11 protein-coding genes are annotated in these 12777 nt (G+C 58.5%); all 11 read right to left on the reverse strand.

Annotation, left to right across the window (positions count from 1 at the left end):
• Window positions 1–37 precede the first annotated feature (37 nt).
• Window positions 38–1792, reverse strand: a complete 1755-nt coding sequence (locus E4T21_RS17060) for a cell division protein ZipA C-terminal FtsZ-binding domain-containing protein (RefSeq protein ID WP_149286179.1) — start codon at window positions 1790–1792, stop codon at window positions 38–40.
• 223 nt (window positions 1793–2015) lie between these two features.
• Entirely contained in the window at window positions 2016–5510 is a 3495-nt protein-coding gene (gene smc, locus E4T21_RS17065) for a chromosome segregation protein SMC (protein ID WP_149286180.1), read from the reverse strand.
• A 3-nt stretch (window positions 5511–5513) separates the two neighbouring features.
• The gene (gene ccmI, locus E4T21_RS17070; RefSeq protein WP_149286181.1) at window positions 5514–6752 is read right to left on the reverse strand and encodes a c-type cytochrome biogenesis protein CcmI; all 1239 of its coding nucleotides are present in this window, start codon (window positions 6750–6752) and stop codon (window positions 5514–5516) included.
• Window positions 6749–7267 (reverse strand): cytochrome c-type biogenesis protein, encoded by a 519-nt coding sequence (locus E4T21_RS17075; protein ID WP_187775030.1) that lies wholly within the window; start codon window positions 7265–7267, stop codon window positions 6749–6751. Before E4T21_RS17075 ends, ccmI begins: the two co-directional genes overlap by 4 nt.
• Window positions 7258–7806, reverse strand: coding sequence for a DsbE family thiol:disulfide interchange protein (locus tag E4T21_RS17080; protein ID WP_149286182.1), 549 nt, complete (start codon window positions 7804–7806; stop codon window positions 7258–7260). The genes E4T21_RS17075 and E4T21_RS17080 overlap by 10 nt, the downstream gene beginning before the upstream one ends.
• Complete coding sequence (locus E4T21_RS17085) at window positions 7803–9800, reverse strand: heme lyase CcmF/NrfE family subunit (RefSeq protein WP_187775185.1); 1998 nt, start codon at window positions 9798–9800, stop codon at window positions 7803–7805. The genes E4T21_RS17080 and E4T21_RS17085 overlap by 4 nt, the downstream gene beginning before the upstream one ends.
• A 5-nt stretch (window positions 9801–9805) precedes the next feature.
• On the reverse strand, window positions 9806–10279 hold the full coding sequence (ccmE, locus tag E4T21_RS17090; protein WP_149286184.1) for a cytochrome c maturation protein CcmE: 474 nt from the start codon (window positions 10277–10279) through the stop codon (window positions 9806–9808).
• A complete protein-coding gene (gene ccmD / locus E4T21_RS17095) occupies window positions 10269–10547 on the reverse strand; it encodes a heme exporter protein CcmD (RefSeq protein WP_149286185.1) in 279 nt (92 codons plus the stop codon). Before ccmD ends, ccmE begins: the two co-directional genes overlap by 11 nt.
• Complete coding sequence (locus tag E4T21_RS17100) at window positions 10547–11287, reverse strand: heme ABC transporter permease (protein ID WP_149286186.1); 741 nt, start codon at window positions 11285–11287, stop codon at window positions 10547–10549. The genes ccmD and E4T21_RS17100 overlap by 1 nt, the downstream gene beginning before the upstream one ends.
• Window positions 11288–11303: 16 nt before the next feature.
• Window positions 11304–12023, reverse strand: coding sequence for a heme exporter protein CcmB (gene ccmB / locus E4T21_RS17105; RefSeq protein WP_149286187.1), 720 nt, complete (start codon window positions 12021–12023; stop codon window positions 11304–11306).
• On the reverse strand, window positions 12001–12681 hold the full coding sequence (gene ccmA, locus E4T21_RS17110) for a cytochrome c biogenesis heme-transporting ATPase CcmA (RefSeq protein ID WP_149286188.1): 681 nt from the start codon (window positions 12679–12681) through the stop codon (window positions 12001–12003). Before ccmA ends, ccmB begins: the two co-directional genes overlap by 23 nt.
• Window positions 12682–12777 lie beyond the last annotated feature (96 nt).

A 12777-nucleotide genomic window follows, 5' to 3' on the forward strand; every position in this document is an offset into this window, starting at 1 on the left:
GGTTGTTTTCTTCAGGCTGAAGAAACATCAAGGCCGATCAGTTCGCCTGGTAGCGATGCAGGCGATGGCGACGTTCGAACTCCTGAACCCGCTGACGGGCAAATTCTACCGTCTGGGCCGTCATCACACTGCGATTCTCATCTTTCAGTTCACCGCCCAGGTGACGAACGATGACCATTGCCGTTTCGACCATGGCTTCGAAAGCCGCAGATGTGTCATTGGCACTTGGCAATGGCATCAACAGGGTGACACCAGGTGTGGAGAACTCATCCATGGCTTCAATCGGGAAAATCCCCGGCTTGAGTACATTGACCATGGAGAATTGCAGCGCACTGTCAGCATCTGCCGTCTCGAAGCGATGGAAAATGCCCATATCGCGGCTATAGCGTAAGCCGCAGGCCATCATCAGCTCCAGCAGCGTGGAGCCCGGGAAGCCACTGTCATCGCGCGACATTACACTGATGACGATGATTTCCTCGGCGTTGCTCAGGGCATCGCGAGCATGTTCAGCCTTGACATCATGACGCAAGGCCTTTTCCAGTACAGGATGCGTCCGGACCTTGCTGTAATCCGGCTCATCCCAGGCAGGCTCCATCGCTTCGTCAAACGTGACGTCTCCGCGAACCTCGCTGTAGCCATGGTCCTCAATGTCATCCATGGTTTCACGTGCAGGTCCTGCAGTGAACTGTGGCTCTGCATACTGTCCGCGGTCAACATTCGGCTCGCGACGCGGTGAAAACAGCGGATCGTTATCATCCAAGGAAGGCGCTGCTGCTGCCTGGGCTTCCTTGGCCGCTGCCTTTTCCGCTGCCTTCTGCTCAGCCAGGCGCGCTGCTTCGGCAGCTTTCTCTGCTTTCAACTGCTGGCGACGCTCACGCTCTACCCGCTTGTGCTCGCGGCGCTCGGCCAGGTTCTTTTTCATGGAAGCACTGAAGCGCTGCATGGAAGAACCGACCTTGCGGGAACGAGACTTCATGGAATCGCCGATACCTTCGAAATCGACCAGGCGATATTGGTCCTCATCGAAATCATCATGGTCAGCCGGATCAGCAACCAAAGGTTCATGCTCGGAAGCTTCCGCGACGACATCATTCGCATCGCCGCTTCCCAGTACCGGCTCGGTACGCTTGTCCTTGCCAGCTCCCGCTTGTTCAGCTTCAGCCTTTACAGAGCCATCGGCCCCAGTCGTCACCGACTCGGCCTTGTTATGGCTGGGCGCATCTGCCACTGGCGCTTGCATGTCGGAGGAAGCCGCTGGAACCTCGGAAGCTGCAACAGGCTCTCTAGACGTCTTATCGGGCTCGACCTTATCAACCTCGACCCTGGCCTCTTGCGACGCCGCGGCCGCTCCTGAGGAGCTCCCAAAAGACGTGACTCCGGATTCAAGACGCACACGCGGCTTTTCCACCCGGCTCCCGTCTTCTACGCCTTGACTCTGCGTGTGGCTCTTCTGAGCCTGCCGAAACTCATGCAGCACACGGGAAGGTCCCGGATGCTCCTGACGTTCCAGCTTGGGTTTCTGTTGCGGCCGGGAGGTGGCTTCAGCGGGTCTGACGACGCGCGCCCCTCCATTGGGCAACTCCCAATTGGCGTCTTCGTCGACGGTTTCCTCACCGGCTCCGCCACCAGACATGCTGGTACGCTCACCGGCGTCTACGCCGTTCGAGACATCCATCCCCACTGCATCCAAGCGGGGAGTGCGACGCTGACGCTGCAGGCGACGAACCCCATCAATCACGATGAGTGTCACCAGTGCCAGCCCCAGAATGATCAGCCACTCTCTAAGTTCCATGGGTCGTCATGCCTTTGCTAAGGCGCCATGCCTGAAGGTTATTCGTCAATAGCATAGCGTGATCGCGAAAAAAAGGGCCACTTTTTTGTTTGTCAAGCGCCGATTTTTTTGCCGGTCTTCTCAACAATGCCCTTCGCATTCGCCCTTCCAACTCCCTCTGCTTTCTTTGCTTTGCAATATTATCGCCGTTTAGCAAACATTTCTTTACAGCATCTCAGACACGTCACGCCTCGGCAAGAGCTGCGGCCTCATCCACATCCACAGATACCAAACGTGACACACCTGGCTCCTGCATTGTCACCCCCATCAATCGCTCTGCAGCTTCCATTGCAATCTTGTTATGGGTGATATAGATGAACTGAACGCTCTCTGACATTTCTTTCACCAACTTTGCGTAACGACCAACATTGGCATCATCCAAAGGAGCATCAACTTCATCCAACATACAGAACGGTGCCGGGTTCAATTGGAAGATCGCAAATACTAGTGACAACGCAGTAAGGGCTTTTTCTCCCCCCGAAAGCAAATGAATCGTGCTGTTCTTCTTGCCAGGAGGTCGTGCCATGATCGCCACACCTGTCTCAAGCAAATCCTCTCCTGTCAGCGTCAACCATGCGGTTCCACCACCGAAGACCCGCGGGAAAAGAGACTGAAGACCAGCATTGACCCGTTCAAAGGTGTCACGAAAACGTGTCCGCGTCTCCTGATCGATACGCCGAATCGCCTTGTCCAGGGTTTCCAGTGCCTCGTTCAATTCAGCCTGCTGGGCCTGCAGGTAGTCGCGACGCTCAGCCTGCTGCTCGTACTCTTCGATGGCCGCCAGATTGATCGCCCCCAGGCGTCGAATCTTGTCGCCCAGTTCCTCCAGGCGAGTCTGCCAGGCAGATTCGGTAGCGTTGGGATCCAGTCCTTCGCCAAGAAGGTCGGCATCATGCCCCAGCTCCTTTAACTGCTCATCCTGGCTTTCTGCCTTCAACGCCAATGCTTGAACCTGCATACGGGCTTCCTGCAGGCGCTCGCGAATTCCTTCCAGCTGTCTCTCGTGTCCCTGGCGAGCGTGCTCATCGTCGCGCAGACGCTCGACCAGTGCTGCCGCCCGGGCCCGCGCTTCATTGAGATCCCTTTCTTCCCGCTCCCGCCGATAGAGCAGTTCGTCGAGTTGCTCGCGGCGTTCTTCGCCCGGCTCCTGCAGGCCTTCGCGGGTTTCCTCCAGCTCAGCGATGCGTTCCTCGAGACGGGTTCGGGTATCGCCTGCCCGCCCCTGCTGTTCGGCCAGGCCAGCACGTTCCGTGGTCAAGCGCTGGTATTCCAGGGTCAGTTGTTGAGCCCGCTCACTCAGGGGACGCTGGCGGGTACGCAAGGACATCAACCGCTCGCGAGCCTCTGTACGCTGACGCTCAAGCCGCTCGCGAATCTCTGCGCCTTCCTCCAGCCGGCTCATGGCCGCCTGCCATTGCTCGCGCATTTCCTCGATGGCCAGCCTGGCCTCTTCATCAGCTTCGGCCAGGCTCTCCAACTCTTCGTGGATCTCGGCGCCTCGACTCGACAGGTGCTCCAGACGGCTTGCCAGCCCACTATCCTGAACCGCCAGTTGCTGACGCTCCTGGTCCAGCCCACGCTCTTCCAGACGCAACTGCTCAAGGGTTTCCTCAGCAGATTCAACCTGAGAGACTGCCTGATCGCGCTGCTCTTCGAGCAGTTCCAGACGCGCTTCTACCTCAGCGAGCTCCTCGGAGACTTCTCCCAGGCGACGGCGGCTGACCAGCAAGGCATCGGGACCTTCCCCGGCACCGCGCTGACGTACCCAGCCACGACCAAGCCACAGCCCATCAGCAGTGATAAAGCTCTGTCCTGCTGCCAGATCGCTACGCAGCTCCCAGGCCTGGTCTCGCGACTCGGCACAGCGAATACCGGCCAACCATTCTCCGGCCGCTCCGGCGCCAGACACCTTGACTGCCAGGCTGTCGGCAGGGGCCGAAACATCTGCATGGTCGAGCAACACCAACTCGGCCTGCAACGCAGGGCTCAGCGCCTCACGGACCTGCGACAGCGATGTCAGTCGAGCCTTGAGCCATGGCGCCAGAACCCAGGACACAACTTCTTCCCAACCGTTTTCCACGGACAGGCTTTCACCCAAACGTGGCAATGCTCCCAGGCCATGTTCGCTCAGATGGCGATCAAGCCCCTCGTCGTGCTCAGCCAAGGCCGCCTCAACCAATGCCTCGAGAGACGATATTTCCCCTTGCAGGGCACTGCGCCGAGAGCGTTCACGTTCACGGTTGGCATCGTGTTCACTGAGAGTCTGCCGGCCTTGCTCACGCTGAGCAGCAAGCTGTTCACGACGTTCTTCCAGGGTTTCCTTGCGCTCATCACAGGCAGCCAGGCGCTCCTTGATTTCATCGCGCTGGGCCGAAAGCCCTGCAATATCGGGCAGCTCATCCAACTGCTGACGGCGCTTGGCACGCTCGGTCGCCACCCTCTCCAGGCGGCTTTCCAGCTCACGCAGTCGGTCCTGGCTACGTTCGGCAGCCAGGCTATCGGAGCGCCAGCGCTCATTGAAAGCGTCCCACTCGGCATCAGCTTCCTCTACTGCCGGTTCAGCTTCCTCGAGAGCGGCCTCCAGCTCAGCCAGTTGCTCAGCCAGTTCTTCCTGCTCCGGCCCCAGGGTTTCCAGACGCTCTTCCAGACGCGTCAGGCGCTGGTCATCGTCCTCTCCCAGCCGGGCCAGTTCCTTGAGTTCACGACGGGCACCTTCCAGGTCACGGGCCAGTTGCTGATCACGCGAACGGGAGTGCTCGAGCTCTTGCTCGATCCGGGCAATAGCCGTGGTGGTTTCGTAGAAGCTTGACTGGCGAGTATCCAGCTCCTGGGCCAGGCCGTCGTGTTCGGAGCGCACCTCTTCAAGGCGCGTCTCACATTGACGCATGCCAAGGATCTCTCGCTCGACAGCGGTTTCCAGCTCAGCAACTCGGCTGTCCTGTTCACTCTGTGTGGCTCGCAGTGCCCTGCCACGTAACAGGGCAAGCTCGCCCTTGACCCGGTGCTCTTCCGTCTTGAGCGTCTGATAGCGCTTGGCCGCCTCAGCCTGACGACGCAGGCGCTCGAGCTGCTTGTCCAGTTCTTCCCGGATATCCTCGAGACGGTCCAGGTTCTCCTGAGTACGGCGCATGCGATTTTCCGTTTCGCGGCGCCGCTCCTTGTACTTGGAAATACCGGCGGCTTCTTCCAGGGTCGAGCGCAGATCTTCCGGTCGCGCTTCGATCAACCGGGAGATCATGCCCTGACCGATGATGGCATAGGAGCGCGGTCCCAGGCCGGTCCCCAGAAAGAGATCCGCAATATCGCGGCGACGGCACTTCTGGCCGTTGAAGAAATAGTTGGACTGAGCGTCTCTGGTAACCTGACGCTTGACCGAGATTTCGGCGTACTGAGCGTAGGCTCCACCCATGGAACCATCGCGATTGTCGAACACCAGCTCCACTGAAGCCATGCCTACCGGTTTACGCCCGGTCGAGCCATTGAAGATGACGTCGGTCATCGACTCGCCACGCAGGGTCTTGGCCGACGACTCCCCCATCACCCAGCGCACCGCGTCGATGGTATTGGACTTGCCGCAACCATTGGGGCCGACGATGGCGGTCATGTTGCCATCGAAAGGCACCGTCACTGGGTCGACAAAGGACTTGAATCCTGACATGCGGATCGACGTCAGACGCATGGGCTACTCAATCACTTGATCAATCGTAAGCGCGACAGGATCCGCATCTATGCCGGAGACTGCAACCTTTTGTTGCTCTCCCCATAGGTCTCCAGGTTGCGGCTGGGCCTGCCCAGAGCGCGAGACACGCGCCACCAGGCGCACCTCCTGGGCATCAGCAAGGCTGGCCATGGGCGACATGGCATCGCTCACTCCAAGGGTCAGGGTCAACGGCAACTCACCCAGGTTCACCTGGCGAATGGCCAAGGGCGGCAGGCGCCCATCACTGTCTCGCGCGACCACGAAGACCGAGGTGTCTGCCGGCAGATCTGCCCCGATGCCATCAGCCAGAGACAAGTGCACCTGTATGCTGGCAGCAGCCTCCATTGCCTTGTCACTGCCACTGGAGGCCGCAGCAATCCTTGCCTGGGCGACAGCAATACCTTCGCGCATGGCACCGGCCACCGCCGGGGGAAGATCAGCCGCCAGAGCACGCCGCCAATAGTCGATAGCATTGTCAAAGTCTTCATGCTCGAAGGCATCGATGCCAAGCAGCCCCATCACGGTAGGCTCATTGGCATTCTGGGCCAGGACTTCATCGACCAGAGACTGGACTTCAGGCGTCAACTGACGCCCCTGCTGGAAATATTCCAACTGGGCCAGTTCCGCCAACCACCACGGATGACGTCCATCCAGAGCAATCAACTGCTGCAAGGCATGGCGAGCTTGTTCCAGTTGGCCACCATCGCGGTATAGCGGATACAGTGTGCGCCAGACCTGAGGGTTATCCGGTTGCTGTTTGGCCTGCTGTTCAAGCGCCGCCACAAACCCGGCAGGGTCTCCATTCTGGCGGGCCTGTTCGATGGTCCGATACAAGGCCAGATTTCCCGCAGCACCTTCTTCGTGGTACCAGAACAGACTCGCCACGACCACCGCCAGCAGAACCAGAGGCACGACAAGCTTGCCGGAAGTGACGCCCTTCAAGGACGATTTTTCTTGCCGGGAAGCATCATCGAGCAGGCTGCGTTGCAGTTCACGCAGATCCTCGGCAAAGCGCTCGGTATTGATGTCGCCCCGTGCGTAGGCCTCCTCCAGAGAGGCTTCCCTGCGGCGATAGATAGCCACATTCTGGGCGGTAACATCATCACGGGCTTCCACGGCCTGCTGTACCCGCGCGACACTTCCGCTGCGTCTCAGAGGCAACATCAACAACCAGGCCGCCGGCACCAGCAACAGGGCAAAGATAATCCACAGTTCGATCATTTGCCCTCCTTGTGAGAATGCCGCTCTCCAGCCATATCATCCGCTCCAATCAGAGCATCCAGGCGACGCCTTTCTTCGTCGGACAGCTCTGCGGCCCGCATATTGCGGCGCGAACGAACCAGTACGGCCACCACCAAGGCTCCTACCAGGATCAAGGCGCCAGGCAGCCCCCACAACAGCAACGTTCGCCCTTCAAGGCGAGGATTGTAAAGCACATAGTCGCCGAAGCGCTGGACCATGAAGTCGATGATTTCCTTGTCCGAGCGCCCTTCCTGAAGTTGCTGGTAAACCCTCTCGCGCATATCTGCCGCAATGGGTGAATTGGAATCACCAATGGCTTGATTCTCACACTTGGGGCAGCGCAACGTGGCCGACAGGTCATCGAAACGCTGTTCCATGACTGGATCATCAAAGGTTCGCACCTCAATGGCGGCCGAGGCGCTTCCCGCCGCACCAGCCAGGTAGAGTGCCAGCATGGCCATCAGAGCCAGGGAGGAGATATGTCTCAACGCCATTTTTCTACCTCCGGCAAGATCACCTTGCGAACATCTTCCGCAGTGATATAGCCCGTATGGTGATAACGGATGACGCCGTCGGCATCGACCAGGAAACTCTCTGGCGCGCCATAGACACCAAGATCAAAGCCAAGCGTTCCTTCAGGATCGAACACATTGATCTCGAACGGATTCCCGAACTGGCGCAGGAAGTCTTCTCCCTTTCTGCGTTTTTCTTCCTCGGTAGCCCCTTCCTCCTTGTAATCGACTCCGACCAGACGCACACCCTGCTTGGCCAGGGCAAGCAGTTGAGGCATTTCCTGCCGGCAAGTCGGGCACCAGGAGCCCCATACGTTGACCAGCGTGACTTCTCCCTTGAGCAACCCTTGATCGACGATGCGCTGCGGCTCGCTCAAGGTGGAAAGCTCGAAGACAGGAAAATCACGTGCGATCAGGGCTGAATCCCGTTCTGATGGATTGATCGAAAGGCCACGAAAGAGGACCACGCCCAGTACCAGGAATACCAGCAGGGGCAACAGCAGCATCAGGCGTCGCTTCATACCGCTGCCTCCTCACGAACTTGGGCAATATCTGTCTGGGCCTGACGATCCACCTGCTTGCGCCGGTAACGCCGGTCAACCACGGCAATCAAACCACCGGCTGCCATCAGCAGGGCCCCCAGCCACAACCAGCGCACAAAAGGCTTGATCTGAATGCGCAGCGCCCAACTGCCATCCCCCAGGTCTTCTCCCATGGCGACATAAAGGTCCTGGAACAGGCCAGGACGCAGGGCCACCTGGGTCATGGGCATGCCTCGAGCAATATACAGACGCTTTTCCGGGGTCATCACGAAACTGGTTGCACTACTTTCGCCGCCACGACGAACTTCCAGTGTCGCCACTTCGGCAATGTAGTTGGGGCCTCGGCGCTCTTCGAGATGGGACATGGTGAAATGGATACCGCTGACATCGACACTATCACCCTCTGCCATGCGAACATTGCGCTCGACGGAATAATTGGAGACCAGCGTCACGCCGATAATCGTTACCGCCAGCCCCAGGTGCCCGATGACCATTCCCCAATAGGCGGGGGTCAGCGCTTTCATGCCAGCCCAGCGCGAACCGCTGCGAGCGCTCTTGTCCCACAGATCGCGCACGAGAGAAAGTACCAGCCACAAGGCAATGGCCAGGCCGATGGATACCTTGAGATCCCATTCGCCGTGATAGACCAGCGGCAGCACGGCCGCGATCAACAATGCCACCAGCCCCGACAGCCACAGGCGAGCAAGCAGCTCGCGCCCTGCCATGCGCTTCCACCGGGCCACCGGACCAAGGCCCATGAAAATGCACAAGATCACGGTCAATGGCACGAACAACGCATTGAAGTAAGGCGGGCCGACACTGATCTTGCCCAATTTCATGGCATCGAGAATCAACGGGTAGATGGTCCCGAGCAGAACCGTGACCGTCATCACCACCAGCAGGATGTTGTTGACCAGCAGCAAGGCATCTCGCGACAGCCAGGTGAAAGCGCCTGGGCGGCTGACGCGTGGCGCACGCAGTGCAAACAGCAGCAACGATGCACCCACGGTGATCCCAAGCAGGACCAGGACAAACAAGCCACGAGCCGGGTCATTGGCAAAGGCATGAACGGACGTCAACACACCGGAGCGAACCAGGAAAGTGCCCAGCAACGACAGCGAGAAGGTCATAATCGCCAACAACACTGTCCAGCTCTTGAAGGTTCCACGCTTTTCGCTCACCGCCAGGGAGTGGATCAGGGCCGTACCGGCAAGCCAAGGCAGCAGCGAAGCGTTTTCCACCGGATCCCAGAACCACCAGCCTCCCCAGCCCAGCTCGTAATAGGCCCACCAGCTACCCAGGGCGATACCCACCGTAAGGAAAGCCCAGGCGATATTGGTCCAGGGGCGAACCCAGCGTGTCCAGGCAGCATCCAGCCGACCACTGAGCAATGCGGCGATGGCAAAGGCAAACACCACGCTGAACCCGACATAACCTGTGTACAGCATGGGGGGATGCACGATCAGGCCAAAATCCTGCAATAGTGGATTGAGGTCAGCACCATCTGCAGGTACATCAGGCAGCGAACGATCGAAAGGATTGGAGGTAAATAGCACGAAGGCCAGGAAGCCAAGACTGACCAGTCCCATGACACCCAATACCCGTGCCACCATGTCCGGCGGCAGGCCGCGGGAAAAGCGGCTGACGGCATAGGTCCAGGCGGACAGAATCAAGCTCCACAGCAATACGGAGCCTTCATGGTTGCCCCATACGGCACTGAACTTGTAATACCAGGGCAGCATGGAATTGGCATTGTTGGCCACGTTGATGACACTGAAATCATCAAGCAGATAGCTGGCCGTCAGACAACCATAGGCCAGCAATAGAAACAGGAACTGTCCCGTTGCCATCGGCCAGGCATAGGCCATCCATAATGGGCGCCGGGTAGCCGCCCCGGCCAGGGGCATGACTGCCTGAACGGCAGCCATCAACAAGGCAATGATCAGGGCATAATGGCCAACTTCAGGAATCATCTCGATCATGGAGCCTCGCCGCTGGTCGCCATTTTCTTGTAGTCCTCGGGCTCATATCCCGAACGTTTCAAGGCCTCGGCCACTTCCGGGGGCATGTAGTTTTCATCATGCTTGGCCAGTACCTGATCGGCGTTGAGTTCATGCTTGTCATTGAGCTTACCGACTACTACCACTCCCTGTCCTTCACGGAACAGGTCGGGCAGGATGCCGCTGTAATGCACAGTCACATCGTCGACGTAGTCGGTAATCACGAAGCTGACCTGCAGGCCTTCCTGCGAGCGCTTCATACTGCCTTTCTTGACCATCCCTCCGGCACGAATCTGACGCTCGACAGGTGCCTCTCCGGAAACGATCTGTACCGGGCTGAAAAACAGATTGATATTGCTGCGCAAGGCATACAGCGTTAGCCCGATCGCCACCCCGCACAAGGCAACGAGCCCCACGATCAATAACAAACGATTGCGCCGCTTAGCTCTCATTTTTTTCTACCCTCTCCGCAGCACTACCATCGCGGCTTTCATCCAACGTCCTCGACACACCGCCAGCACCTGTTCCTCCTGCCCACTCCGACCGGGCAGCGACTTCCCTTTTCAACTGGCGGTGCAACATGCGTCGTACCTGGCGGCTTTCCCGCCACACCAGTAACAGGCTCAAACCAAGAAGCCCCAGGCTTATCCCCCAGGCACTCCATACATACGGACCATGGCGCCCCATGGCAAGGAGCTCAGCCAGTGAGTCGAAAGCCATCAACCCGCCCTCTCGAACAAGTCTCGCACCCAGCGCTTGTGCCTCTCTCTGCGCAGGATCTCGCTACGCAGTCGAGTCAACGTCCAGGCAATGAACAAGGCATAAAAGCCCAGCACCATGATCAGCAGCGGCAACCACATCTCCATTGGCATGGCCGGGCGTTCAGTGATAGTGAAGCTTGCTGGCTGGTGTAATGTATTCCACCACTCCACCGAATACTTGATGATGGGAATGTTGATCACGCCGACCATGGTCAGGACCGATGCTGCCTTGGCCCCACTTTCCAGGCGCGGAAAGGCACTACGGATCAGAATCACACCGCCATACAGGAACAGCAGAATCAGCATCGATGTCAGACGGGCATCCCATTGCCACCATGTGCCCCAGGTTGGTTTGCCCCAGATCGAGCCACTCATCAAGGCGATAAAGGTCATCAAGGCTCCAAGTGGAGCCATCATGGCTGCCGCCATGTCAGCCACTTTGATCTTCCATACCATGAAGACCATCCCAGCTGCGGCCATGGCGACGAAGATAGTCTGAGCGAGGAAAGCCGCAGGCACGTGAATATAGATGATGCGAAAACTGTTGCCTTGCTGATAATCCGCAGGTGCATAAGCTAGGCCCCAGATGCTGCCAACGATAATCAGCATCAACGCCATTGCCCAGCACCAGGGAGATAGACGGCCTGAAATGGCATAACACCAGGGTGGTGAACCTAGTTTGTGCACAAAAGTCCACATAAGAGCCTCTTGTTGTTTAACCATGAAGACTGATGCGCAGCGAAGCGGCAATGGCGATAGGTACCAGCATCAGCGCCAGTGCCAACATCGCTCCGAGAATCGCCAGATGAGATAGCCACACCCCACCTGAGACAGCCGTACCAATAGCACCAGTGCCAAAGATCAGCACCGGCATGAACAAAGGCAATACCAATAAGGCCAGCAGCATACCCCCTCTGGCCAATCCCACAGTGAGTGCTGCACCGATAGCGCCGATCAGGCTGATGCAGGCACTTCCCAGGGCCAAGGATGCCATCAAGGCAACAAAACTCCCTTGTGGCAACGCCATCGTCACACCCAGTAGTGGCGCCATCAGTGCCAGCGGCAGCCCCGTAACCAACCAATGCACCAGCACCTTGGCAAGAACCAGAACAGCAAGCGGATGCGGCGAAAGCAGCAGTTGCTCGAGAGTGCCATCGTCATAGTCACTGCGAAACAGGCCATCCAGGGAGAGCAGTGCCGACAGCAGCGCAGCAACCCACAGCACGCCTGGCGCTATCAGTGACAGTCGCTCCGGATCCGGAGAAATCCCCAGAGGAAACAGGGTGATGACCATGGCAAAGAAAACCAATGGCGTCAGCACATCACCTGGCCGCCGGGCCATGACCAGCAGATCACGTCGAGCTGTAGCCAGTAATGCCTGCCATAACCCTTCGCCGTTGGCTTCGACGACATCAAGCGGACGAAGTTGCATCATGCCGTCGCCCCCCTCCCGGCGCACAGGTGCCTTGATATTGCCCCAAGTGGAGACGCCGCAGGTCAGGAATATTGGACAAGGCATGGTGCGTCGTCACCAGTACTGCGCCTCCTCGATGTGCATGCTCCACCAGGCGCTGTTCGAGAATGGCCACCCCGGAGACATCGATGGCAGTGAAGGGCTCATCCAGTACCCATAGGGCCCGTGGAGATAACTCCAGGCGTGCCAACGCCACCCGACGTTGCTGGCCAGCAGAAAGCTGGCCGCAGGGGATATCCTCGAAGCCGCTCAATCCAACCCTTTCCAGCGCCTGCTCGCAGGCACCCATGGATATCGGCTCTGCTGCCATGGCCTGATACCAACGCAGGTTTTCAAGCGCAGTCAGGCTCTTCTTGATGGCCGGGGCATGCCCGATATAGAGCAGATTGCTCAATAGCTCGGCCCGGGCACGCCGCAGGGGCTTTCCCTGCCACAGCACTTCGCCTTCCACGTCGCTGACCTGTCCACACAGGATCTTCAGCAAGGTCGTCTTGCCACTACCGTTGGGGCCTTCTACACGCAGCACCTCACCATCGGAAAGTCGCAGGTCCAGACCGTGAAACAACCAGCGCCCATCACGCTCACAAGCGAGTTGCCGGGCTTCCAGACACAGACTCAAAACACACCCTCTCGCAAGCCCCGGGACGAATATAAAAAGTTTTTCCAAATACGCAATCGACTTTACACGGATTGGTCATACCGAGCTACCCACCAC

The sequence above is a fragment of the Halomonas binhaiensis genome (assembly GCF_008329985.2).
GTDB lineage: Bacteria > Pseudomonadota > Gammaproteobacteria > Pseudomonadales > Halomonadaceae > Halomonas > Halomonas binhaiensis.

Excerpts from the sequence above, each read along its gene's own strand:
- smc (WP_149286180.1), bottom strand. The coding sequence starts at position 5,510 with ATGCGTCTGACGTCGATCCGCATGTCAGGATTCAAGTCCTTTGTCGAC.
- E4T21_RS17080 (WP_149286182.1), bottom strand. The coding sequence starts at position 7,806 with ATGAAGCGACGCCTGATGCTGCTGTTGCCCCTGCTGGTATTCCTGGTA.
- E4T21_RS17075 (WP_187775030.1), bottom strand. The coding sequence starts at position 7,267 with ATGGCGTTGAGACATATCTCCTCCCTGGCTCTGATGGCCATGCTGGCA.
- ccmD (WP_149286185.1), bottom strand. The coding sequence starts at position 10,547 with ATGGCTTTCGACTCACTGGCTGAGCTCCTTGCCATGGGGCGCCATGGT.
- E4T21_RS17085 (WP_187775185.1), bottom strand. The coding sequence starts at position 9,800 with ATGATTCCTGAAGTTGGCCATTATGCCCTGATCATTGCCTTGTTGATG.
- ccmI (WP_149286181.1), bottom strand. The coding sequence starts at position 6,752 with ATGATCGAACTGTGGATTATCTTTGCCCTGTTGCTGGTGCCGGCGGCC.
- E4T21_RS17100 (WP_149286186.1), bottom strand. The coding sequence starts at position 11,287 with ATGTGGACTTTTGTGCACAAACTAGGTTCACCACCCTGGTGTTATGCC.
- ccmE (WP_149286184.1), bottom strand. The coding sequence starts at position 10,279 with ATGAGAGCTAAGCGGCGCAATCGTTTGTTATTGATCGTGGGGCTCGTT.
- ccmB (WP_149286187.1), bottom strand. The coding sequence starts at position 12,023 with ATGATGCAACTTCGTCCGCTTGATGTCGTCGAAGCCAACGGCGAAGGG.
- E4T21_RS17060 (WP_149286179.1), bottom strand. The coding sequence starts at position 1,792 with ATGGAACTTAGAGAGTGGCTGATCATTCTGGGGCTGGCACTGGTGACA.